The organism is Granulosicoccus sp. 3-233 (assembly GCF_052681095.1).
On sequence record NZ_JBQYLE010000001.1, the window covers coordinates 639,319 to 662,802 of the forward strand.

At 59.4% G+C, this 23,484-nt stretch carries 19 protein-coding genes and 1 riboswitch; all 19 genes read left to right on the forward strand.

Going from position 1 to position 23,484, the window contains the following annotated elements:
* Window positions 1-164 precede the first annotated feature (164 nt).
* On the forward strand, window positions 165-1,331 hold the full coding sequence (locus ACUNV4_RS02810; protein ID WP_430876970.1) for a GAF domain-containing sensor histidine kinase: 1,167 nt from the start codon (window positions 165-167) through the stop codon (window positions 1,329-1,331).
* A complete protein-coding gene (locus ACUNV4_RS02815) occupies window positions 1,328-1,738 on the forward strand; it encodes a response regulator (protein WP_430876971.1) in 411 nt (136 codons plus the stop codon). Before ACUNV4_RS02810 ends, ACUNV4_RS02815 begins: the two co-directional genes overlap by 4 nt.
* 114 nt (window positions 1,739-1,852) lie before the next feature.
* A complete protein-coding gene (locus ACUNV4_RS02820; protein ID WP_430876972.1) occupies window positions 1,853-3,226 on the forward strand; it encodes an NAD-dependent succinate-semialdehyde dehydrogenase in 1,374 nt (457 codons plus the stop codon).
* Between the two features lie 436 nt (window positions 3,227-3,662).
* Complete coding sequence (locus ACUNV4_RS02825; protein ID WP_430876973.1) at window positions 3,663-4,319, forward strand: response regulator transcription factor; 657 nt, start codon at window positions 3,663-3,665, stop codon at window positions 4,317-4,319.
* Window positions 4,316-5,605, forward strand: a complete 1,290-nt coding sequence (locus tag ACUNV4_RS02830) for an ATP-binding protein (protein WP_430876974.1) — start codon at window positions 4,316-4,318, stop codon at window positions 5,603-5,605. The genes ACUNV4_RS02825 and ACUNV4_RS02830 overlap by 4 nt, the downstream gene beginning before the upstream one ends.
* A gap of 96 nt (window positions 5,606-5,701) precedes the next feature.
* Window positions 5,702-5,983, forward strand: coding sequence for a hypothetical protein (locus ACUNV4_RS02835; RefSeq protein ID WP_430876975.1), 282 nt, complete (start codon window positions 5,702-5,704; stop codon window positions 5,981-5,983).
* Between the two features lie 10 nt (window positions 5,984-5,993).
* The gene (locus ACUNV4_RS02840) at window positions 5,994-6,155 is read left to right on the forward strand and encodes a hypothetical protein (RefSeq protein ID WP_430876976.1); all 162 of its coding nucleotides are present in this window, start codon (window positions 5,994-5,996) and stop codon (window positions 6,153-6,155) included.
* Between the two features lie 231 nt (window positions 6,156-6,386).
* Window positions 6,387-9,152, forward strand: coding sequence for an aconitate hydratase AcnA (gene acnA / locus ACUNV4_RS02845; RefSeq protein WP_430876977.1), 2,766 nt, complete (start codon window positions 6,387-6,389; stop codon window positions 9,150-9,152).
* 53 nt (window positions 9,153-9,205) lie between these two features.
* Window positions 9,206-9,637: an ion channel gene (locus ACUNV4_RS02850; protein WP_430876978.1), complete on the forward strand. Its 432-nt coding sequence runs from the start codon at window positions 9,206-9,208 to the stop codon at window positions 9,635-9,637.
* Between the two features lie 90 nt (window positions 9,638-9,727).
* A complete protein-coding gene (locus ACUNV4_RS02855; RefSeq protein WP_430876979.1) occupies window positions 9,728-11,752 on the forward strand; it encodes an oxidoreductase in 2,025 nt (674 codons plus the stop codon).
* 55 nt (window positions 11,753-11,807) lie between these two features.
* Entirely contained in the window at window positions 11,808-12,110 is a 303-nt protein-coding gene (locus ACUNV4_RS02860) for a putative quinol monooxygenase (protein WP_430876980.1), read from the forward strand.
* 199 nt (window positions 12,111-12,309) lie between these two features.
* Window positions 12,310-12,418, forward strand: a riboswitch (guanidine-I (ykkC/yxkD leader).
* A gap of 61 nt (window positions 12,419-12,479) precedes the next feature.
* A complete protein-coding gene (locus ACUNV4_RS02865; RefSeq protein ID WP_430876981.1) occupies window positions 12,480-13,520 on the forward strand; it encodes a putative urea ABC transporter substrate-binding protein in 1,041 nt (346 codons plus the stop codon).
* A gap of 47 nt (window positions 13,521-13,567) precedes the next feature.
* A complete protein-coding gene (locus tag ACUNV4_RS02870; protein ID WP_430876982.1) occupies window positions 13,568-14,380 on the forward strand; it encodes an ABC transporter permease in 813 nt (270 codons plus the stop codon).
* Window positions 14,377-15,141 (forward strand): ABC transporter ATP-binding protein, encoded by a 765-nt coding sequence (locus tag ACUNV4_RS02875; protein WP_430876983.1) that lies wholly within the window; start codon window positions 14,377-14,379, stop codon window positions 15,139-15,141. Before ACUNV4_RS02870 ends, ACUNV4_RS02875 begins: the two co-directional genes overlap by 4 nt.
* Before the next feature lie 23 nt (window positions 15,142-15,164).
* Window positions 15,165-15,905, forward strand: a complete 741-nt coding sequence (locus tag ACUNV4_RS02880; protein WP_430876984.1) for an urea amidolyase associated protein UAAP1 — start codon at window positions 15,165-15,167, stop codon at window positions 15,903-15,905.
* A gap of 95 nt (window positions 15,906-16,000) precedes the next feature.
* Window positions 16,001-16,642: an urea amidolyase associated protein UAAP2 gene (locus ACUNV4_RS02885; RefSeq protein WP_430876985.1), complete on the forward strand. Its 642-nt coding sequence runs from the start codon at window positions 16,001-16,003 to the stop codon at window positions 16,640-16,642.
* A gap of 5 nt (window positions 16,643-16,647) precedes the next feature.
* On the forward strand, window positions 16,648-20,289 hold the full coding sequence (uca, locus tag ACUNV4_RS02890; protein WP_430876986.1) for an urea carboxylase: 3,642 nt from the start codon (window positions 16,648-16,650) through the stop codon (window positions 20,287-20,289).
* Window positions 20,286-22,103 carry an allophanate hydrolase gene (atzF, locus tag ACUNV4_RS02895; protein ID WP_430876987.1) on the forward strand — a complete coding sequence of 606 codons (1,818 nt, stop codon included), beginning with the start codon at window positions 20,286-20,288 and terminating at the stop codon, window positions 22,101-22,103. Before uca ends, atzF begins: the two co-directional genes overlap by 4 nt.
* A 54-nt stretch (window positions 22,104-22,157) precedes the next feature.
* Window positions 22,158-23,363 carry a CaiB/BaiF CoA transferase family protein gene (locus tag ACUNV4_RS02900; RefSeq protein WP_430876988.1) on the forward strand — a complete coding sequence of 402 codons (1,206 nt, stop codon included), beginning with the start codon at window positions 22,158-22,160 and terminating at the stop codon, window positions 23,361-23,363.
* Window positions 23,364-23,484: the final 121 nt, after the last annotated feature.

Below are 23,484 nucleotides of genomic sequence, written 5' to 3' on the forward strand. Positions count from 1 at the left end.
TGTATTCACCGATCAATCGCGTTTCCGGTTGGCGTCTTCAGGTCTCATTGAGCTTGGCGAGGGTATCCCGATTCAAGGTGCGGGGACTGGTGGCCGTTACATGAAGACCACCGACTGTCCATCAAGGGTCACGGTGTGTCTGTTGCCAGAGCCGAGAACCGAGTATGCATTTCACACTGGAAGAACTGGGTCTGGTCGATGCCCCTGCCGAGCAGGAATTCGATAATCTGACCTGTCTGGCTTCCGAACTGCTGGATGTTCCGGTGGCCCATGTCTCGGTGGCCGATTTCAGGAAGAAGCGAATTTTCTACAAGAGCCAGTCAGGACACCCGGATGAACTGGCGGCCAGTCGTGAGTTGCCGATGGAGCTGACCTACTGTCAGCATGTGCCACTGACTGGTGCCCCGGTGGTCGTGTCCGATGCCCGCTTGCACCCTCTGCTGGTGGGCACGCCAGCCCTGTCCGAGGGACAACCCCTGGCTTATCTGGGCATTCCGGTAGAGGCTCCGGGCGGCAAGGTCATTGGTGGTCTGTGCATGATGCAGCCCGAGGAACGTCGCTGGACACCGGCGGAAATCGGTAGAGCGCAGAAGATTGCCGGATGCGTTTCCGACCTGATACGTCTGAAGACAGCCCGATTGAGCAGTGAGCGATTGCGTCGTGAGCAGCGCGAATTTACCTACGCGATCTCGCACGATCTGCAATCACCCGCCAATACTCTGAAGATGATCTTCGGCGAGCTGGCTTGTGAGGAAGATTCCATGAGCAGCGATGCTCGGATGTTCGTCGAAACGGGTCTGGCCACCGTGGAACGCATGGGCGTACAGGTGCAGGATGTGCTGACCTATTCACGGACCGTGGATGCTCCCATCAAGGTCGATTCCATCGACTTGAACAGCCTGGTGAAGGCCATTGTGTCGGATCTGGCTGCAGACGTACGCGCTGCCTGCGCGACAGTGGAGTTGGGTGATCTGCCAGCTGTGCAGGGTGATGCCATGCAGTTGCGCATGCTGTTTCAGAACCTGATTGCCAACGCACTGAAGTTTCGTCACAACGAGCGTGACCACCAGGTCTCTGTCTACGCCACAAGACATGCTCAGGGGTATCGGATAACAGTCGAGGACAATGGCATCGGCATTCGCGAAGCCGATCAGGAAAAGGTGTTCGGTCTGTTCAATCGACTCAATCTGCGAGATCAGTACGGGGGCACCGGTATCGGGCTTTCGCTGTGTCAGCGCGTTGCGGAAAACCATCATCTGGCCATCGAAGTGATATCCGATGGGCACAGTGGTACGACCTTTTCACTGGAATTTCCGGGAGCACAGCCATGACAGGGATTCCGCTGATAAAGACCGTTATCACCATCGATGATGAACCGGTTGATCAGATGATCTACAAGCGCGTACTGAAGCGTTCGGGGATCGTGCAAACCGTCATGGATTTTCAGCTTGCCGAAGAGGCTCTGAACTACTTTCGCAAGGATGATCATGTAAAGCCGGACATCATCTTTCTCGACATTCACATGCCGAGAATGAACGGTTTCGAGTTTCTGGACCAGGCCATCGCGGAGTTCGGTCAGGAGTTCGCCGAGAGTGTCGTCATCATGCTGACAACATCACTCGATCCCGCAGATCGCGAGAGAGCCAGTCGCTATCCCATGGTGCTGGATTATCTCAGCAAGCCCCTGACGGTAGAGAACGTACAGCTGGCAGCCCGTTATCTGACGAAAGCAGCGTGAAGCCGCTGGCGCGAGCCGGTAGTCCTTACAAAATCCCAGCGGGCTGATAGCCGCTGCCGGGCACTTCGCTACAGTGATGAGTGATCGACTCTCACTCGGCGACAGGAGCTCATGATGTCCGGCATGCAATCCGTGAACCCGGCAACGGGAAAGACAGAACAGCAGTTCGATCTGCTGGATGCAGACGCGATCGATGTGGCGCTGGAAAAATCCCATCAGGCTTTCCGGCAGGGGCTTTCGCTGAGTCTGGATGAACGCGCAGTGAAGATGCGCAAGGCGGCGGAATTGCTGCGTCACGAGAAGGAGAGTCTGGGTCGACTGATGACACAGGAGATGGGCAAGACTCTCGCCAGCGCGATGGCGGAGGTCGAGAAATGTGCCCTGGCCTGTGACTACTACGCCCGGGAAACATCGACAATTCTGGCTGATCGCAAGCTGGTGGATGGCGATAATGACAGCTATGTGCGTTATCTGCCCGTGGGGCCGGTGTTGGCAGTCATGCCGTGGAATTTTCCGTTCTGGCAGGTCTTCCGTTTTGCAGCTCCGGCACTCATGGCGGGCAATACCGGGTTGCTCAAGCATGCTTCCAATGTGCCTCGTTGTGCATTGGCCATCGAGGATATCCTTGCCAGAGCGGGATTTCCGGAAGGTGCCTTTCAGACACTGCTGATCAGTTCAGGGCAGGTCGAGAGCATTCTGAAGGACGATCGTGTGCGGGCGGCCACGGTGACCGGTTCCGAAGGGGCGGGTGCCGCTGTGGCCAGTAGTTGTGGTCAACAGATCAAGCCGACCGTGCTGGAGCTGGGCGGATCGGATCCGTTCATTGTCATGCCATCTGCCGACATCGACAAGGCGGTGGAAACGGCGGTCAAGGCGCGCACGATCAACAATGGACAGTCCTGTATCGCCGCCAAACGCTTCATCGTGCATGCCGATATCCACGACGATTTCCGGGACCGCTTTGTGGCCGGTTTTGCCGCACTGGTGGTGGGCGATCCCATGGATGAAAATACCGATATCGGGCCACTGGCCCTGCCGCAGATCCGGGATGAATTGCATCGCCAGGTCGAAGAGTCGGTCGCCGCAGGCGCCACCCGACTGACCGGTGCCCGGCCCATTGATGGCGAGGGAAATTTCTACCAGCCCGGCATCCTGGCCGATATACCCGCAGACTCACCGGCAGCCACCGAAGAGCTGTTCGGTCCGGTCGCTCTGCTGTTCAAGGCTGACTCCATTGACGATGCCATTCACCTCGCCAATGATTCGCGGTTCGGTCTGGGTTCCTGCATCTGGTCGAACGAGCAGGCGGAAATCGATGAGGCCATCAATCGCCTGCAGGCCGGGTCGACCTTCGTCAATGCCATGGTCTCTTCGGATCCGGCGCGACCCTTCGGTGGTGTCAAGGACTCGGGTTACGGGCGCGAGCTGTCAGCGGATGGCATGCTGGCATTCATGAATGCCAAGACGGTGCTGATTGCAACCGAGTAAGGACGATACCCTGTCTGACAGCTGACAGCCGACAGCCGACAGCCGACAGCCGACAGCCGACAGCCGACAGCCGACAGCCGACAGCCGGGAGCCGGGAGACGAGAATCGAAAGCCGAAAGTCGGGAGTCGGGAGTCGGGAGTCGGGAGTCGGGAGTCGGGAGCCGGGAGCCGGGAGCCGGTAATGCGCGGGTATCACCTTGCGAAGTGTCAATGTCTCCCTCCGGAACGCTCAGCGAACCGTCCCGCGATCGACTCCATCTGCTCAGGCGCGTTTGCGTTGCCAGTGGTGAGCCGGACGGAAAGCATGGTCATGGCTGTCGGAAATGGGTTAGCGTAACGGCATGACAGCGGATGGGATGGATTTGCCACCGCGATTTTCAGCTCATTCCGTGCGGTCATGGGCTGTCTGCCATTGTCGACAGAACCGAGGACGCTTGTGCGCATACTGCTGGTTGAAGATGATCCCCTGATCGGTCATGGCGTTTCGCAATCGCTGCTTGAAGCCAGTCATGCCTGCGAGTGGGTGAAGGATGGCAAGGCTGCCATGGCAGCCTTGAACGACGAGGGTTTCGATGCCGTCTTGCTGGATCTGGGGCTTCCGGGGATGGATGGTACCGCCGTCCTGCAGCAGCTGCGTGCACGTGGCAAGGACGTTCCGGTCATCATCATCACTGCCCGGGATGGTGTGCAGGATCGCATTCAGGGCCTGGATCTCGGGGCTGACGATTATCTGGTCAAGCCGTTCTCACTGGGCGAGCTGCAGGCTCGGCTGCGCGCCGTGGCGCGTCGTCATGCAGGGTCGGGAAGTCCACAACTGGCAACGGCCAGGGTGCAGCTGAATCCGGCCACGGCAATGGCTCGCGGCGAGTCCGGGGAAGTTGCCCTGTCTGCCCGTGAACTGGCACTGTTGCAAGCCCTCATGTATCGGCCGGGCCAGGTCTTGTCCAGAGAGCAACTCGAAGCGCATGTGTACAACCAGGGCGAAGAAGTGGCCAGCAACGCCCTCGAGGTGGTGATTCACGGCTTGAGGAGAAAGCTGGGCAAACAGGCCATCAGAAACATTCGTGGTCTTGGCTGGATGGTTGAAAAATGAAGCGAAGATCGCTGCAGGCAGATCTGAGTCGCTGGTTGTTCGTCGCAAGTCTGGCTTGTGCTGTCGTCGGTGGCTTGCTGTCTGCGGGCCTGGCGTATCTGAGTGCCGAGGAGATGCAGGACGCCATGCTGCTGGAGGTTGCTCGGTGGGTGCCCGACGGGGGGAATCAGGGCAATTTCTGGGCTCGTGAACGGGACGATGAGCAGGTGCTGGTGCAGACACTCGGCAAACGGGGCTATCTGAGACTGTCGGAAACACTCAAGCCCGGGTTTCACGACATCGAAGCGCGTGATGACTTCTGGCGAGTGCTTGTCATCAGGCCGGAAGATGGTCGTGCGCCCTATGCTGTTGCCCAGCAAACCGAACTGCGAGAGGAGCTTGCCGGCAAGAATGCGCTGTATGCGTTGTTTCCGGTCGTTGTGCTGGCTATCGGTTTTTTCCTGATTGCGCGCTGGGTTCTGTCGAGGGGTCTGAAGCCGGTACGCAAGCTGGCGGCAGAGATCGACTCGCGCGAGGCCCTGTCCCTGGCGCCACTATCCGACCGGGGGATCGCAGAGGAAATTCTGCCCTTTACCCGGGCCATCAATCGGCTGCTGGGACGTACCCGCAAGGATATCCGCAAGCAGCAGCGTTTCATCGCCGATGCCGCTCATGAGATGCGCACGCCGGTTGCAGGCCTGAATATCCTGGCTGAGAACGTCTGTCGTGACGACACGCAGCAGAACCAGGTATTGATGAGACAGGGCCTGAAGCGCCTGGAATCTCTGGTGGCACAGTTGCTGGACCTGGCCCGCCTGCAGTTCAACGATCAGGCTCATGTAGCAATAGTGAATGCCGATGATCTGCTTCGAGAAGTCATCGCCAGCGTCTATCCGTTGGCCATGGAGCGTCCGGTTGATCTTGGTGTGGTGCAGATCGAGAACATCAAAGTCGAAGACTTCGACCATGGCCTGTCGAAGATCTTCCGCAATGGACTGAGTAATGCCATTCGTCACATTCCGGCAAACGGACAGATCAATGTCAGTCTCTTCACGCAAGGCTCGTACATGATTTTCCGAGTGGACGATAGCGGTCCGGGTATCGACCCTGCGGCGCTGGAGTCGGTGTTCGAGCCCTTTGACAGAGGTGCTCGGGCAGGTAATGAAGGCAATGGACTGGGCCTTGCCATCGCCAGCCAGGTCGCTGCCGTAGCAGGTGGCGAGTTGAAGGTGGAAAACCTGGCTGGACAGGGTCTCAGGTACGAGTACCGGCAACAGAGGGTTGAACTACTGTCAACGCCTGCCTAATTTTCACCTAAGTTGCATGCCGTAGATTGATGGGTGTCGGAAAGCAGAGTCTTTCCGGAACAAGTAATCAATCATCTGAAGAGGAAATGCAAGACAATGACTCACTCAAGCGTGAACATGGAAATCAACCCGAACAAGGTGTGGAGTGACATGCCTTTGGGGGCGAAAATCGCCGGTGGTCTGGTGGCAGCGGCCTTGATGGCTGCCAGTCTGGTCGCCAGTGTGTTTCTGGCGGGGGCCGCACTGTTTGCCGCCCTGGTCATGGTGCTGTACGGCCTGATGACCCGGAAGGGCAAGAGCGGCGAGAATCCGGTTGTGGATGGTGATGTCCGGCACTCGTCGGATATCCGGCAGAGTGACATTCAGCAGGCTCCATAGTCGGTGGTTTGTGATTGCCTCGCATGTGCAGATCGACGGTCTGGGACGTCCGGTAATCGGGCAACGGGTTCTGCCGGGCATTCCACTGGCTCGGCAGGAGCTGTTCACAGGCCGCAGCGACCAGGCCCGGGTGGCTGGTCGCTCTGCCGACATTCGTGTCCTTGAAGGCTGATTCGTCGTCGCCAGCAATGGCAGATCCCTTGGCACGGTTCGCTGAGTGATGAGGCTGACGTGATATCAGTGGATACCAGCAGTAACGGGCGTCACCACATCGTGTAGATCCCGCCTCGCATTCGGGCTGACGCGGTTCATGGAGTAGTATCGAGGATTGAAACTCGGGGCGTTCGCCTGGTCAGACTGGCAGAGGACGCCGTCCTGGAACTTTCCACACGGGGAAATGATCATGAACAGTTTTGGTACTCGGTCGACGCTGGACAGCGAATCTGCGAGTTTTCAGTGTCACCGGCTGGATGTGCTGGAGGATGAATACAGAGTCAGCCGCTTGCCCTATTCGCTGAAGATCATGCTGGAGAACCTGCTCCGTAATGAAAATGGGGGTACGGTCACCTCAGCGCAGATCGAAGCGCTGCTCAGGCATGACAGTCAGTCGCCGTCCGAAGAACAGATCGCGTTCACCCCGGCTCGCGTCATTCTGCAGGACTTCACGGGAGTACCGGCGATTGTTGATCTGGCCGCCATGCGTGATGCCATCAGGCAGCTGGGAGGGGACCCCGAAACCATCAATCCGCTTGAGCGAGTCGATCTGGTCATCGACCATTCGGTCATGGTGGACAAGTTCGGAACGCAGCAGGCGCTGGACCTGAATACCAAACTGGAATTTCAGCGCAATCGCGAACGCTATCAATTCCTGCGCTGGGGGCAGCAGGCCTTCGAGAACTTTCGCGTGGTGCCGCCGGGTACCGGTATCGTGCATCAGGTGAATCTGGAGTATCTGGCCGATGTGGTCAGTACGAAGCAGATAGACGGTGAGACTTGGATATATCCGGATACGCTGGTGGGTACCGATTCGCACACAACGATGATCAATGGCCTGGGTGTGCTGGGCTGGGGTGTCGGCGGTATCGAGGCAGAGGCGGCCATGCTGGGTCAGCCGATGTCCATGTTGATACCCGACGTCGTGGGTGTACAGCTCATCGGCAGTCTGCCCGCCGGTGCCACGGCCACCGACCTGGTGCTGAAGGTCACGCAGATGCTGCGAGAGCACGGGGTGGTTGGCAAGTTCGTCGAGTTCCACGGTGACGGACTGTCAGGCCTGCCGTTGGCGGACCGTGCCACCATCGGCAATATGGCACCGGAATACGGCGCTACCTGCGGTATCTTCCCCGTGGATGCGGAAACCCTCAAGTACCTGGAATTGTCCGGCCGGGATGCGCAGGTACTCGAGCGGGTGGAAAGCTACGCGCGCATGCAGGGTTTGTGGCGTGAGGATGGCGCGGCGTCGGCCGAATACACCGAGTCCCTGACACTGAATCTGGACGAGGTAGTACCGAGTATTGCCGGACCGAAAAGGCCGCAGGACAGGATCGCCTTGCGCGACTCCGTCAGTGCATTCCGGGACTATCTGGATGGGTATCTGGAGGACAATCGGCCGGCTGGCGAGCAGAGCTCCGCAGAGGAACCTTCCACCGAGGAGGAGTTCGTGAAGGAGGGTGGTGACAGCGCCATTGGTCACGACAAGGCAGTCGTGGCCGACGAGGTCGGTCCGCAATCGGAAACAGCGGAGAAGGGGCACGAGTTGCAGCATGGTGATATCGTCATCGCGGCCATCACCTCCTGCACCAATACCTCCAATCCCTACGTCATGATGGCTGCCGGACTGCTGGCGAAGCGGGCCAGCGAGAAGGGGCTGACCCGTCAACCCTGGGTCAAGACCTCACTGGCCCCCGGTTCGCAGGTCGTCACCGGCTATCTGGAGGCGGCAGATCTCATGCAGCCTCTGCAGGCTCTGGGGTTCAATGTCGTGGGATTCGGGTGCACCACCTGTATCGGCAATTCCGGCCCGCTGGATGACGAGATCAGTGATGCCATCAAGCAACGCAAGCTGGTCGTCTCATCGGTATTGTCGGGCAATCGCAATTTCGAAGGGCGCATACATCAACAGGTCAGAACCAATTATCTGGCCTCGCCGCCACTGGTGGTGGCGTATGCTCTGGCAGGCTCCATGTTGCATGATTTCGACAACGATCCGCTGGGTTCCGATGCAGACGGCAACGCGGTCTATCTGAAGGACATCTGGCCTTCTCCGCAGGAAATTGCCGACCTGGTTGCCCAGCACATCAGTTCGGAGCTTTTCCGTCAGCGCTATTCGGACGTTTTCGACGGCACTGATGACTGGCATCGTCTGGATACACCGGACGACAAGACCTATACCTGGCCCGAATCCAGTTACATCAAGCAACCGCCGTTCTTCACGGACATGACAGCGGACGTCCCCCCGCTGCAGCCCATCGAAGCAGCGCGCTGTCTGGTCATGGTCGGGGATTCGGTGACCACTGATCACATCTCGCCAGCAGGTGCCATTGGTGCTGACAGCGCGGCCGGGCAATACCTCGATTCGCTGGGCATCAAGCCCGGAGACTTCAACAGTTATGGATCCAGACGTGGCAACCATGAAGTGATGATGCGTGGCACCTTTGCCAATGTGCGCTTGAGAAATCTGCTGGTGCCCGGTGTCGAAGGCGGATACACGCGGCACTTTCCGGAGACCGAGACGGTCAGCATCTTCGATGCGGCAATGCAGTATCAGCAGGAAGAGGTGCCCCTGGTGGTACTGGCCGGCAAGGAATACGGTACGGGGTCCAGTCGGGACTGGGCGGCCAAGGGGGTGAGCCTGCTCGGCGTCAGGGCGGTCATCGCAGAAGGCTATGAGCGCATACATCGGTCCAATCTGGTGGGCTTTGGTGTGCTGCCCTTGCAGTTTCTTCCGGGAGAAGGGGTCGGACCTCTGGAGCTGAGTGGTGAGGAAGGCTTCACTATCTCATCGCTGGACGAGCAGCCAGACAGGGTGACGGTCAGTGCCAGCACCGGTGATGGCGAGACAAGGGAATTCGAGGCGATCGTCAGGGTGGATACGGACGTGGAATGGGACTATCTTCGCAATGGTGGCATTCTGCATTACGTGCTCAGGCAGTTGGCGGCAAAACAATGAGCGCCTGCTGAGGTACGCTGACCAGCTGACGCCATCGAGAGGAAGATTCGCGGATGCTGGTTCAGTTGCTGTTGGGCAGTGCCCTGATCTGCGCCACGGCGTTTGTCGCAGCACTATCGTGGTGGGGGCTTGAAGTGGTGCTGGCTCGCAGTCACAGCTGGCTGGTACGCCCCTCGCACGGCATCAAGCTCATTCTGGCCTTGTCGCTGACGATGCTCTGGACCATCGTCATGATGACGGCGTCGGTCTGGATCTGGGCGGTGGCCCTATGGCTGCTGCATATCTTCAATGAGTTCGAAACGTCCGTCTATTTTGCACTGGTTGCCTTCACCACGCTGGGGTTCGGCGATATCCTGCTGCCTGTCGAGTGGCGCTTGCTCGGTGGTCTGGCAGCGGCCAATGGGCTGCTGGTGTTCGGCTTGCTGACTGCCATGTTGGTCGAGACACTGACGCAGATTCGTCTGCGCCAACATGGCAGAATCTGACCCACGCCCTGTCTTCAATTGTCTGGCATGTCTGGCCGCTAGTCTCCAGTGGCTGGCGACATTTGCCGAAAAAACGCGACTCTGACCTGTATGAATACTGCTTACCCTTCGTTGTTCGAGCCTTTGGATCTGGGTTTCACGACCTTGTCCAACCGGATACTCATGGGCTCGATGCATACGGGTCTTGAGGACAAGGCACGGGATTATCCGAAGCTGGCGGCCTATTTTGCAGAACGGGCAGCCGGTGGTGCGGGGCTGATGGTCACCGGTGGCATTGCGCCGAACCTGCGCGGCTGGCTGGCACCGTTCAGCGGTACTCTGGGTCATCGCTGGCAAGTGAGCCGGCACAGGCACGTGACGTCTGCGGTGCATCAGGAAGGGGGCCGGATCTGCATGCAGATCCTGCATGCCGGGCGCTACGGCTACCACCCGCTGATTGTCTCATCAACCGACAAGCAGTCACCGATTTCCCCGTTCAAGCCCAGGGCGCTCTCCAGTCGCGGCATCGAGTCGCAGATCAGGGGATTTGCCCGCAGTGCTGCGCTGGCGCGGGATGCCGGCTATGACGGGGTCGAGATCATGGGCTCGGAAGGGTATCTGATCAACCAGTTTCTGTCGCCCAGAGTCAATACCCGAACGGACGAATGGGGAGGCGATGTCGAGCGGCGTCTGCGACTGGCCGAAGCCATCGTGAGCCGAGTACGTGAGGCCGTCGGTCCGGATTTCATTGTCATCTATCGCCTGTCGATGCTGGAACTGGTGGAAAATGGCAGTGACTGGCCAAGCATCGTGAAACAGGCAAAGGCCGTTGAAGCCGCCGGGGCCACTCTGATCACCACCGGCATCGGTTGGCATGAAGCGCGCATCCCGACCATTGCAGCCATGGTGCCTCGAGCCGCCTTCGCCTCGGTAACAGCCAAGCTGAAACCGGAAGTCGATATTCCGCTGGTGGCAACCAACCGCATCAATACGGTGAAGGTTGCCGATGAGATCGTGGCCAGAGGCGATGCGGACATGGTGTCCATGGCGCGACCTTTTCTGGCCGATGCCGAATTTCCGCTGAAGGCCATGCAGGGCAGGCAGGACGAGATCAATGTCTGCATCGCCTGTAACCAGGCTTGTCTTGATCATGTCTTCCAGAAGAAACGGGCCAGTTGTCTGGTCAACCCACGGGCCTGCCATGAAACCGAATTGCTGATCGAGCCAGCCGCCAGTCCGCGCTCCATCTGCATTGTCGGTGCCGGTCCGGCAGGGCTTGCGGCAGCCACCACTGCGGCTCGCAGGGGACATTCGGTGACACTGATCGACAGTGCCAGCGAGATCGGTGGCCAGTTCAACATGGCCAGGCAAGTGCCCGGCAAGGATGAATTCAACGAAACACTGCGCTACTTCGGCAGGCAGATCGAGCTGACCGGCGTCGAGCTTCGCCTGAATCACCGGGTGGAGGACCCGACGGAATTGCAGGCGTTCGACGACATCCTGCTGGCCAGCGGTGTGACCCCGCGTACTCCGGCCATCGAGGGTATCGACCATCGCAAGGTTCTGTCCTACGTGGATGTCCTGCGCAATGGTGTCCCCGTGGGGGCCCGTGTTGCGATCATCGGTGCCGGTGGTATCGGTTTCGACGTGGCCGAGTATCTGTTGCACGCGGACAGCGATGCCAGCCTCGATCCGGAGACGTTCATGTCGGAGTGGGGAATCGACAGCAGTTTCGAGTCCGCCGGTGGTGTGGTGAACTTCAATCCTGTCCATGCGCCGCTTCGACAGATTTTCCTGCTGCAGAGAAAGTCAAGCAAGGTCGGCAAGGATCTGGGCAAGTCCACCGGCTGGATTCATCGTCGATCGCTGGCCATGCGGGAGGTGGAGATGGTGAACGGCTGTGACTACGTGAAGATCGATGATGCCGGCTTGCATCTGAATGTCGATGGAAAGCCCAGGGTACTCGATGTGGATCACATCATCATCTGTGCCGGACAAGAGCCCTTGCGGGAGTTGCAAGAACCATTGCAGGCCATGGGGAAGAATGTGCAGCTGATCGGCGGAGCCGACGTGGCAGCCGAACTGGATGCCAAACGAGCCATCGACCAGGGAACACGTGTTGCGGCACGGTTGTGATCCGCTGGTCTATCATGAAGAGGCCTTTCATACCAACAAGATCAGGGGCATTCGAATGCACGGAATAATCGGCAAGATCATCGCGGTGAGCGGTGGTCGGGATGCCCTTGTCAGGATCCTGCTCAAGGGCAGTCGCGACCTTCCGGGTTGCCTGAGCTACATCGTGGCGCGTGACAATTTCGATGAGGATACCGTGTGGATAACCGAAGTCTGGGAAAGCCGTGCGGCGCATGAGCGATCCCTCGATTCCTCAGCGGTGCAGAAGGCCATTGCCGAGGGCAAACACCTGATCAGTGCATTCGGACATCGGGTTGAAACGGTCCCGGTGGGTGGACAGGATCTGCCAACAGTGGAATAGGTCACCGCGCCTGATTTTGCACCATGAATGGTCAGTCGCTGCAATCAAGGCACCGAAATGGCGCGTCCTGTCTGCAGTTTCATCGGTGTCACTGTTTCAAGTATCTGATCTTGTTGAAGTTCTGATTCTGGCATCGGTATTGCGATATTACCGTTACAAGCACCCCTCAGTTCTTGTGGCAGTAAGCAAGTCAATCTGATCAATAGAGCGCTAGGGTTCCGACCGCATTTGCGGTGTCTGGTCCGAGAGCACTCGACCTCGATTCTTTGCAGCGCGAGGTTACACGGCGGGATAAAAGCCCGGGAGACCAACTCTGACGCAAGTCCGAGGGGAGTCCGTGTAATCAATACGAGCAAACGAGGTCCGATCATGAAACGAACGACAACGCTGTTGCTGCTTGCTGCTCTGTCAGCACCTGCCCAGGCCGCCGATAAATTCAGTCTCTGCTGGTCCATCTACGTGGGCTGGATGCCCTGGGCCTACGGTGCCGAGACAGGCATTGTGGACAAGTGGGCGGATAAATACGACATCGAGATCGATGTCGTGCAGATCAACGACTACATCGAATCCATCAATCAGTACACAGCCGGGCAGTTCGATGCCTGCACCATGACCAATATGGATGCCCTGACCATACCGGCCGCTGGCGGCGTGGACAGCACGGCTCTGATCGTGGGGGACTTTTCCAATGGCAACGATGGTGTCGTGCTGAAGGGGGAGGACTCACTGGAGGCGATCCGCGGACAGCGGGTCAATCTCGTGGAACTGAGCGTTTCGCACTATCTGCTGGCCAGGGCACTGGGCTCGGTTGGCATGAGTGAGGCGGATGTCACCGTGGTCAATACCTCGGATGCCGATATGGTGGGTATTTACGGCAGTGATGACGTGAGTTCGGTTGTGACCTGGAATCCACTGCTCAGTGAGATTGCCGCCATGCCCGAGAGCCAGGTGGTCTTCGATTCATCGGGCATTCCCGGAGAAATCATCGATCTGCTGGTGGTCAACACACAGACTCTGAACGAGCACCCCGAGCTGGGCCTGGCGCTGACCGGGGCCTGGTATGAAATCATGTCGATCATGAGTGGAGATGATGATGCCGCGCTCGAAGCCCGGCAGTTCATGGCCGAGGCGTCCGGTACCGACCTTGCCGGCTATGACGCGCAGCTGGCGAGCACCCGGATGTTCTTCACACCAGAGGCAGCGGTGGAATTCACGGCCAGTGAGGCCTTGCCCCAGACGATGCAGTACGTCGCAGAGTTCTCCTTCGACCACGGTTTGCTGGGTGAAGGTGCCCCGGATGCGGGGTTCATCGGCATGCAGATGCCGGCGGGCAATGTCGGTAACGAGGCCAATACCACACTGCGCTTTGATCCGAGCTACATGCAGAAAGCCGCTGACGGCGAGCTCTGAGAGCGCCTTCTTTCGCTGTCTCACTCCAGGGTAACAGGCCGGTAGTCATGAAAAAACTGATCAATCTCAGTCCATCACCCGCGGTGAAGTGGTTGCTGGGCCTGTTGCCTTTCGTGCTGATCGTCGTGATCTATGTGGCGGCATCGGACGCAAGGCTGGCAGAGAATCCGTCCGACAAGTTGTTGCCGTCGTTCACCAGCATGCAGGAGGCCATGAGTCGCATGGCTTTCGAGCCCAGCAAGCGTAGTGGCGATTACGTGTTCTGGACAGATACGCTGAGCAGTCTGCGGCGATTATCCATTGGTGTCGGGATTGCGGCGGTGGCGGGACTTGTCATCGGAATCGCCACCGGGGCCTTGCCGCTGGTCAATGCAGCTCTGTCACCCTTGCTGACCGTGGTGTCTCTGATTCCCTGTCTTGCGTTGCTGCCCGTGCTGTTCATCGTCCTGGGTCTGGGAGAAGTGTCGAAGATCTCGCTGATCACCATCGGAATCACCCCGTTCATCGCACGCGACATTCAGCGTCGTGCACGCGAGATTCCGGTAGAACAGCTGATCAAGGCGCAGACCCTGGGGGCCAATACGGCCCAGATCATCTCGCGCGTGTTGTTGCCGCAGTTGTTGCCCAAGCTGATCAATTCGGTGCGACTGTCACTGGGAACCGGCTGGCTGTTCCTGATTGCGGCAGAGGCCATTGCCTCGACGGATGGTCTGGGCTACCGGATATTTCTGGTGCGTCGTTATCTGTCCATGGAGGTCATTCTGCCCTACGTGGCCTGGATCACGATACTGGCGTTTCTGTTCGATCTGTTGTTGCGCAAACTGGGTAGTCGTCTGTTTCCCTGGGAGTCTGCCGAATGATATCTGCACGCAATCTGTGGAAGAACTACGGCGAACAGACCGTACTGGAACGTATCAATGTCACGGTGGAGGCGGGCGAGTTTGTGACTCTGGTCGGCGCTTCGGGCTGCGGCAAGACGACCTTTCTCAAACTGCTGCTGGGCATCGAATCGATCGACAGGGGCAGCCTGGAGCTGGATGGCAGACCCATACCGGATGAACCTGGTCCGGATCGAGGCATCGTCTTTCAGCAGTACTCGGTGTTCCCTCACATGACGGTCCTCGGCAATGTGATGGCCGTGTCGGGCTTGCAACAACGAAACGTGAGCGGTTTGCTTCATGGTCAGCGTAAACGGGATGCCTTGCAGGCCTCGACGGCGCTGCTGGAAAGAGTCGGCTTGCAGGATTTCCTGCGTCGCTATCCGCATGAACTCTCCGGTGGCATGCGTCAGCGACTGGCCATTGCCCAGGCGCTGATGGCCAGACCACGCATCCTGCTGCTCGATGAGCCCTTCGGCGCTCTGGACCCCGGAATCCGGGCCGACATGCATGAGCTCGTGCTGGAGCTGTGGCGAGAGCATCAACTGACCATATTCATGGTGACCCACGACCTCAAGGAAGGGTTTCATCTGGGCACCCGTCTGTGGGTATTCGACAAACCCCGGATTGATCCGCAGGCGCCGGGTGCCTACGGGGCCACGATCACGTATGACCTGCCGGTCGGCGAACGTCCGGTCAGAAACGAACCTGACTCACTGGCCAGCATGCTGGCTACCAATTGAACAGAAAGGGAGGCGAATGAGCGATGAACGCTGCAGCCAATGACTTCAACTATCAGACCCGCCTGAGCGCTGGCAAGCACTGGTCTCTCAGGGTGCGTCGCGGCATTGTCTTGCGCCTGACAGACCTGCAGGGTGGGGCCAATGTCGGCATGGTGATGTACAACGCGCAGGATACGCTGGAGCGATACAACGCTCCGGACACCCTGAAATGCCAGCACACCTTTCATCTACGGCAGGGAAACTGCCTGTACAGCGACATGGGGCGTGTACTCGCCTCCCTCATCGAGGACTCGGTGGGCGGTCACGATACCGTCTGCGGAAATTCCGACAGAGGGTTCATCGACGAGCGCTTCGGCCGGCGCGATTATCAGAATGATCGCAATGACTGGCACCAGAATGGACACGATGCCTTCCTGGTGGAGCTGTCCAAATACGGTCTGGAAGGGCGCGATCTGCCTGCCAATGTCAACTGGTTCAGCAAGTGTGCGGTACAGGCAGATGGTGGCATCAGCCTGGTAGACGGGCACAGTGCGCCTGGATCGACCCTGGCACTGCGTTTCGACATGGATGCGCTTGTTCTACTGCATACCTGTCCCCACCCGCTGTCGCTGAGTGAACACTATCCCGCAGGAGAGGTGGCCTTGAGCCTGTCCGTGGGGGAGCCGGTGAGTGAGGATGATGAATGTCTCAACAATTGTGATGAGAACCGCCGCGGTTTCCGCAACAACGAGTTGTATCACCAGGGCGTCCGAGCGTTTGCCTGAACAGGGTTGCAGCGCTGCCGCAGGTATCGATTCCACCTCGATTGCCGCCGGGTTCAGTGGTTTTCATCAGTCATTTCAAGTGTCAGGAAAGGATCATGATCAAGCAGAGTTTCCGAGAACAATCACAGGCAATCGACCGACAGGTGGTCGATGCCGGAGACTACTATCTGGCCCGGCTCGAGGACGGACAGACATTACGCATCGTTGACCTGAAAGGTAACCAGGCCGCCGATACGCTGTTCTATTCGGCCGAGGACCCCGGTGAGCATTACAGTGCCGTCAATACCATGCGAGCGCAGCGCAATCTGTACCTCAGTGCCGGTTCCGATCTGATCTCCAGCGAGAATCGAGTGATGCTCAGTATCGTGGCCGATACCTGTGGTCGGCACGATACCCTGGGTGGTGCCTGTTCCACCGAGAGCAATACCGTGCGTTACGACCTGGAGAAGCGCTGTATGCACGCCTGCCGCGACAGCTGGATGCTGGCGTTGGCCGAACACCCCGAATACGGGATTTCCAAGCGCGATATCGCCCACAACATCAATTTCTTCATGAATGTGCCGGTGACCGAGCAGGGCGAGCTCACCTTCGCCGACGGTATTTCCGCACCCGGCAAGTACGTGGAAATGACGGCTCGCATGGATGTGATCGTGCTGATATCCAACTGTCCGCAGTTGAACAATCCCTGTAACGGCTATGACCCGACACCCATCGAACTGCTGACATGGAATCAATGAACCTCATGAAACCCTTCAATAAGGTTCTGATTGCCAACCGTGGGGCAATTGCCACTCGCATCATACGGACGCTGGAACGGCTGGGCATCGAATCCGTGGCGGTTTACGCCGATAGCGATCGGGACAGCCTGCATGTGCGTCTGGCAACCGAAGCCTACTCGCTGGGTGACGGGCGCGCCTCGGATACCTATCTGAATGTCGATAAGCTGATTGCCATTGCCCAGCGCAGTGGTGCGGCAGCCATTCATCCGGGCTATGGCTTTCTGAGTGAAAATGCCGATTTCGTGCAACGCTGCGAGAGCGAATCGCTGGTGTTCATCGGGCCTACGGCCGAGCAGATAGGCCTGTTCGGCCAGAAGCATGTGGCGCGGGAGCTGGCAACGGCGGCAGGTGTACCGCTACCCCCCGGCAGCGGGTTGCTGGAAAGCGTCGAAGAGGCGCTGACCGAAGCCTGTCGTATCGGCTACCCCGTCATGCTGAAGAGTACCGCCGGTGGCGGTGGAATCGGCATGCGTCTGTGTGCGGATGAACAGGTGCTGCGTGAAGGTTTCGCGGCGGTGCAGCAGCAGGGAGAAAACCATTTTGCCAATGGTGGGGTGTTTCTGGAGAAGGCGATCCTCAATGCTCGGCACGTGGAAGTGCAGATGTTCGGCGATGGCAAGGGCGAGGTGGTGTCGCTGGGAGAACGCGACTGTTCCGCGCAACGGCGTAATCAGAAGGTGGTGGAGGAATGTCCCGCACCGCACCTGGATGAGGCCTTGCGCCAGCGCCTGCACCGCACCGCCGAGGCTTTGCTGGCCAGTGTGCAGTATCGCAATGCGGCCACCGTGGAATTCATTCTGGATGCGGATACGCAGGAATTCCATTTTCTGGAAGTCAATACCCGACTGCAGGTCGAGCACGGCGTGACTGAGCTGGTGTATGGAGTCGACCTGGTGGAATGGATGGTCGGTCAGGCTGGTGGCACATTGCCCGCCCTGAGCGAGTTGCGCGCTCGTCTGAGTCCGGGTGGACATGCCGTGCAGGTGCGTCTCTACGCCGAGGACCCCTATCGACAGTTCCAGCCTTGCGCCGGGCTGATGTCGCGCGTGGAGTTTCCGCAGATGGAGGGCTTGCGGGTGGACACCTGGATCGAATCCGGCATCACCATTCCGTCCGAGTTCGATCCCATGCTGGCCAAGATGATGGTGCATGCGCCAACGCGCGAACAGGCCTTGCAGACACTCTCCACGGCCTTGCAGGCAGTGGAGCTGTACGGTACACAGACGAATGTGGATTATCTGCGCTCTCTGGTCGAGGAACCCGTGGTGCAGAGTGGTCGGGTGACGACCCGGTTTCTCGATGAGCATGTGTACCAGCCTCACCGGATCGATGTACTGCGCGGTGGCACACTGACCACCATCCAGGATGTGCCGGGTCGCGTCGGTTACTGGCCGGTGGGTATTCCGCCATCCGGCCCGTTTGACACACTCTCCTTTCAACTGGCCAATCGCCTGCTGGGCAACGAAGCGGAGGCTGCCGGTCTGGAGATCACGGTTCAGGGGCCGGCACTGGAGTTCACCGCCCACACGCGCATCGTACTGGCAGGGGCCCCTGTCGATGCCACCCTCGATGGTGAGGCCCTGAGCCCCTGGCAGGTGGTGTCCATCCGTCCGGGACAGGTTCTGGATGTCGGGCAGATCAATGGTGTCGGTGCACGCAGCTATCTGTGTGTGGCCGGAGGCATCGATTGCCCGGAGTACCTGGGATCGCGCTCCACCTTCACTCTGGGTCAGTTCGGTGGACATAATGGTGCGGCACTGAAGACCGGCGACGTGTTGCGTTTGAAAGCCGAGGCATCCCGCCTGTCGTCCGCTGCGGGCGCCAGCCAGACCCGCCTGCCTGCCGAACTGCTGCCCGCATTGACAGACGACTGGGAACTGCGGGTGGTGTATGGCCCGCATGGTGCGCCGGATTTCTTCACCGAGTGCGATATCGATACCCTGTTCGAGCACGCCTGGGAGGTGCATTACAACTCCAGCCGAACCGGGGTGAGGCTGATCGGACCGAGTCCCGAATGGGCGCGCAGTGATGGCGGTGAGGCAGGGCTGCACCCGTCGAACATTCATGACAATGCCTATGCCTTCGGCAGTCTGGATTTCACCGGTGACATGCCTGTCATTCTCGGCCCCGATGGCCCTTCGCTGGGCGGCTTTGTCTGCCCCGCCACCATCATCACGGCCGATCTGTGGAAAATCGGTCAGTTGCGAGCGGGAAACCGGGTACGCTTCAGACCGGTGAGCGTGGCCGAGGCAGTAGAGGCGGACCGCCTGCAGCAGCTCACCGTTGCCAACCTCCGGATGTCGCCCCCCGGTGATGATTCACCGTGGCCGGATGCGGCCAGTTGCCGACGGCAATCGGCCATCGTGAAACAGCGCAAGGCCGGCACCAACGGTGTGGAGGCCTGCTATCGGCTGGCCGGTGACCGCTTCCTGCTGGTCGAATACGGTGCGCCCACTCTGGATCTGGTCTCGCGCTTCCGTGTTCATGCGTTGATGCAGTGGCTGGAACAGAACCCGCTGACGGGCATCATAGAAGTGACTCCGGGCATCCGTTCACTGCAACTGCATTATGACGCCCAGCAGTTGGCCCTGTCGGTTCTGCTGGATCACCTGCAGGGGGCCGAAGACTACCTGGATCAGCATGTGGACTCCGCCGTCGTGCCGTCACGCATCGTGCATCTGCCGCTGTCCTGGGACGATGAAGCCTGTCGGGAGGCAGTCGTGAAATACGACCAGTCGGTGCGCAAGAATGCGCCCTGGGCACCGAGCAATCTGGAATTCATCCGTCGCATCAATGGTCTGGAATCGATTGACGATGTCAAGCGGATCGTGTTCGATGCGTCCTATCTGGTGATGGGGCTGGGTGATGTCTATCTGGGGGCACCGGTTGCCACACCCGTGAACCCGGCACATCGACTGGTGACCACCAAATACAACCCTGCACGAACCTGGACGGCGGAGAACTCGGTCGGCATTGGCGGCTCCTATCTGTGTGTCTATGGCATGGAAGGGCCGGGCGGCTATCAGTTCATTGGCAGAACCCTGCAGATGTGGAATCGCTATCGACAGACACCGGAATTCGATAAACCCTGGTTGCTGCGCTTCTTCGATCAGATACGGTTCCACGAAGTCAGTCACGATGAGCTGATGGAGATCCGTCGAGACTTCCCACAGGGGCGATACCCGTTGAAGATCGAACAGACCGAATTTTCCCTGGCCGATTTCAGGGAGCTGGTGGAGGGTCAGCAGGCACGGATCGACGACTTTCAGCAGACCCGTCAGGCCGCTTTTGCCGAAGAGCTGGCGAACTGGCGCGCCACCGGACAGTTCAATGTCAAGGTGGAAGAGCCGGAAATCCCGGAAGTCGTGGTCGACTGGCCAGCTGACAGCCTTGTGATGGAGAGCCCGGTATCGGGCAGCTTGTGGCAATGCTGCGTTGCACCGGGAGAGTCCGTCAAGCAGGGCCAGACCCTGCTGGTGCTCGAATCCATGAAGATGGAAATCACCGTACCGGCACCGCAGGATCTGCAGGTGCACAGCGTGCTTCTCGAAACCGGTCAGCGTGTCAGCGCTGGCCAACCTCTGATCGTACTGGAACACTCATGAAGACAATCACGGATCTGACAATCGCCGGCGTTCAGAAGCGCTATGCCACTGGCACCACTCCCGCTGAGCTGATGGCAGAGTTGCGGCAGCAGGCGGAAGCGCTGAGCGATCACAACATCTTCATTCACCTGCTCAGCGCCGATGAATTGCAACCCTGGCTGGCAGCGCTGGATGAGCAGGATCCCGCGCAGACGCCCCTGTGGGGAGTTCCCTTCGTCATCAAGGACAATATCGATCTGGCAGGGGTTCCCACGACGGCAGCCTGCGAGGCCTTTGCCTATACGCCCGATGAATCTGCCTTTGTCGTGCAACGCCTGATCGATGCCGGTGCCCTGCCATTGGGCAAGGCCAATCTGGATCAGTTCGCCACCGGCCTGAATGGCACTCGCTCGCCGTGGGGGCCTTGCCGCAACAGCTTCGACAAGTCCCTGGTCAGTGGCGGTAGCAGTGCCGGTTCTGCGGTATCGGTTGCCCTGGGGCTGGCCAGCTTCAGTCTGGGAACCGATACCGCAGGTTCGGGGCGGATACCGGCAGCCTTCAACAATCTGATTGGTGTGAAGCCCACGCGGGGGCTGCTCTCGGCAACGGGTGTGGTACCGGCCTGTCGCAGCCTGGATTGTGTCAGCATCTTCGCCCTGCATGCCGATGATGCCAATGCCGTGCTGGCTGCTGCCGAGGGGCAGGATGGGAGCGATGGTTACAGTCGCTCGAACCCTCATGACAACCGAGCGCAGACCTATGGCACTTTCAGCGCTCCCTTGACACTGGGCGTGATTCCCGAGGCCCAGCTCCGGTTCTTCGGCGATGAGGACTACGAGCAAGCCTATCAGCAGACTCTGGGCGCGCTGCAGGAACACGGGGTGCAACTACGTGAGATCGACTACGCGCCGTTCGACGAAGTGGCTCGTCTGTTGTACGAAGGGCCCTGGGTTGCCGAGCGTTATGTGGCCACTTTGCCTTTGATCGAGGAACAGCCGGAGGCCGTGTTTCCGGTGGTGCGCGACATCATCGCCCCGGGAGGCAAGCCCAGTGCTGCCGAACTGTTCCAGGCGCAGTACCGGCTGGAAGATCTCAGACGCCGTTGCGCTGTGCAGCTGACGCACATCGATGCCTTGCTGACTCCGACTGCCGGCCGCCTGTTCTCCATTGAAGAGATGTTGCAGGAACCCATTCGGTGCAACAGCGAGCTGGGCTATTACATGAACTTCATGAATCTGCTGGACATGGCGGCCATTGCCGTTCCCACAGCCTTTACCGACAAGGGGTTGCCGTTCGGCATCACGCTCGGAGCGCCTGCATTCAGCGATCGCCGTTTGCTGTCGATAGCCAATCGCCTCCAGCAGCAGTTCTCTCTGCCACTGGCATCCGGCAGCCAGACACTGCCGTCACTCGCGGTGAACGAGGTCCGGAGAACGGACTGCATGGAACTGGTAGTCTGCGGGGCGCATCTGGACGGCATGCCATTGAACTGGCAGTTGCGGGAGCGTGGGGCGGAATTGCTCGAGTGCACCCGAACCAGCGCAGACTACCGGCTATTCGATCTGAACGAGCCATCGCTGAAACGACCGGCGCTGCTGCGGGTGGATGAGGCGGGTGTTGCCATCGATGTGGAAGTCTGGCGTCTGCCGGTCAGCGAGCTGGGCAGTTTTCTCAGAGGCATCGCCGCGCCTCTGGGGCTTGGCCAGGTCACTCTCTGCGATGGTCGGCAAGTCTGCGGATTCATCGCCGAGGCGACAGCTGGCGGTCAGGAAGCTGTCGAGATAAGCCACTTTGGTGGCTGGCGTGCCTACCAGAGCTCGTTGTCGCAGGCTTGAAGAGCCGCCTGAAATATTGCAAGGTAGCGACGAATCCGCTCGAAGCTTGCAACGATGAACGAAGACAACTCCCTGCCTTTGTCGGGCATTCGTGTACTGGAGATGGGGCAATTGATCGCCGGCCCCTTCGCCGGACAGATGCTGGCAGCCTTCGGCGCCGAGGTCGTGAAGATCGAGCCGCCGGGCAGGGGGGATCCGCTGCGCACCTGGCGCGTGCTGGATGAACAGGGCACCTCCTATTGGTGGCGCAGTCTGGCGCGTAACAAGAAATCGCTGACGCTGGACCTGTCGCAGGAGCAGGGAGCCGATATCGCGCGTCAGCTGATGATGCAGGCCGATATCCTGATCGAGAACTTCCGTCCCGGCCGCATGGAGGCCTGGGGGCTGGGTCCGGACGCGATGAAGAAGCTGCATCCCGAACTCATCTACACACGCGTGTCGGGCTATGGTCAGAGTGGACCCTACGCCCGCAAACCCGGTTTCGCCTCTGCCTGTGAAGCAGCAGGCGGGCTGCGCTACGTCAACGGCTATCCGGATGAGAAGGCGGTACGCATGAATCTGTCACTGGGCGATACGCTGGCTGGCATGCATGCCACGGTGGGTGCTCTGCTGGCACTCATCGCCCGGCAAAGACTTGGCCAGGGAGGTCAGACCGTCGATGTCTCCATCGTCGAGTCGGTGTTCAACATGCTCGAAGGGGTTCTGCCCGAATACGATGGTGCCGGCGTGGTTCGCGAACCGTCCGGGTCCACGGTGACGGGCATCGTGCCTACCAATACCTATCAGTGCAGTGATGGTCGTTACATCGTGATCGGTGGCAACGGCGATTCCATCTTCAAGCGTCTGATGGTTGCCATCGGTCAGGCCGAGCTGGCCGAGGATGCCCGATTGGCCGACAACCGGGGACGGGTGGCGAACGAAGCAGAGATCGACGCACTGCTGTCCGCCTGGAGTGCCACCGTCTCATCCGTTGAGGCACTGGAAATTCTGGATGCGGCTGATGTACCAGCCGGCCCGGTCAATTCCATCGCCGACATGGTGCAGGATCCTCATTTCCAGGCCAGAGACATGTTCGAGAGCCTGGCGGTCAATGGCGAGTCGCGTCTGATGCCGGCCGTGCATCCCAGGCTGGAACGAACGCCGGCCAGTTCCCGCTGGGCCGGACCGGAACTGGGTCAGCACACCGATGAGGTGCTGCGCAGCTGGTTGAGGGCCGGCAACGAGGACATCGCCCGCTGGCGAGAAAAGCGCTTGCTGTAGCCTGTGTTGATGGTCAATGGCCAGTGTGTCTCGTCTTCATCGGCCACCTCCTGTAGGCAGATTTCGCCGGCAATCGCGCCCTGAACCCTGACTCCTGGCTGTCGAGCTGAAGGTCCGACCC

What these genes read in the sequence shown, in the direction of transcription:
- ACUNV4_RS02810 (WP_430876970.1), top strand. Translation starts at nt 165, where the DNA reads ATGCATTTCACACTGGAAGAACTGGGTCTGGTCGATGCCCCTGCCGAG.
- ACUNV4_RS02815 (WP_430876971.1), top strand. Translation starts at nt 1,328, where the DNA reads ATGACAGGGATTCCGCTGATAAAGACCGTTATCACCATCGATGATGAA.
- ACUNV4_RS02820 (WP_430876972.1), top strand. Translation starts at nt 1,853, where the DNA reads ATGTCCGGCATGCAATCCGTGAACCCGGCAACGGGAAAGACAGAACAG.
- ACUNV4_RS02830 (WP_430876974.1), top strand. Translation starts at nt 4,316, where the DNA reads ATGAAGCGAAGATCGCTGCAGGCAGATCTGAGTCGCTGGTTGTTCGTC.
- ACUNV4_RS02835 (WP_430876975.1), top strand. Translation starts at nt 5,702, where the DNA reads ATGACTCACTCAAGCGTGAACATGGAAATCAACCCGAACAAGGTGTGG.
- acnA (WP_430876977.1), top strand. Translation starts at nt 6,387, where the DNA reads ATGAACAGTTTTGGTACTCGGTCGACGCTGGACAGCGAATCTGCGAGT.
- ACUNV4_RS02850 (WP_430876978.1), top strand. Translation starts at nt 9,206, where the DNA reads ATGCTGGTTCAGTTGCTGTTGGGCAGTGCCCTGATCTGCGCCACGGCG.
- ACUNV4_RS02855 (WP_430876979.1), top strand. Translation starts at nt 9,728, where the DNA reads ATGAATACTGCTTACCCTTCGTTGTTCGAGCCTTTGGATCTGGGTTTC.
- ACUNV4_RS02860 (WP_430876980.1), top strand. Translation starts at nt 11,808, where the DNA reads ATGCACGGAATAATCGGCAAGATCATCGCGGTGAGCGGTGGTCGGGAT.
- ACUNV4_RS02865 (WP_430876981.1), top strand. Translation starts at nt 12,480, where the DNA reads ATGAAACGAACGACAACGCTGTTGCTGCTTGCTGCTCTGTCAGCACCT.
- ACUNV4_RS02870 (WP_430876982.1), top strand. Translation starts at nt 13,568, where the DNA reads ATGAAAAAACTGATCAATCTCAGTCCATCACCCGCGGTGAAGTGGTTG.
- ACUNV4_RS02875 (WP_430876983.1), top strand. Translation starts at nt 14,377, where the DNA reads ATGATATCTGCACGCAATCTGTGGAAGAACTACGGCGAACAGACCGTA.
- ACUNV4_RS02880 (WP_430876984.1), top strand. Translation starts at nt 15,165, where the DNA reads ATGAACGCTGCAGCCAATGACTTCAACTATCAGACCCGCCTGAGCGCT.
- ACUNV4_RS02885 (WP_430876985.1), top strand. Translation starts at nt 16,001, where the DNA reads ATGATCAAGCAGAGTTTCCGAGAACAATCACAGGCAATCGACCGACAG.
- uca (WP_430876986.1), top strand. Translation starts at nt 16,648, where the DNA reads ATGAAACCCTTCAATAAGGTTCTGATTGCCAACCGTGGGGCAATTGCC.
- atzF (WP_430876987.1), top strand. Translation starts at nt 20,286, where the DNA reads ATGAAGACAATCACGGATCTGACAATCGCCGGCGTTCAGAAGCGCTAT.
- ACUNV4_RS02900 (WP_430876988.1), top strand. Translation starts at nt 22,158, where the DNA reads ATGAACGAAGACAACTCCCTGCCTTTGTCGGGCATTCGTGTACTGGAG.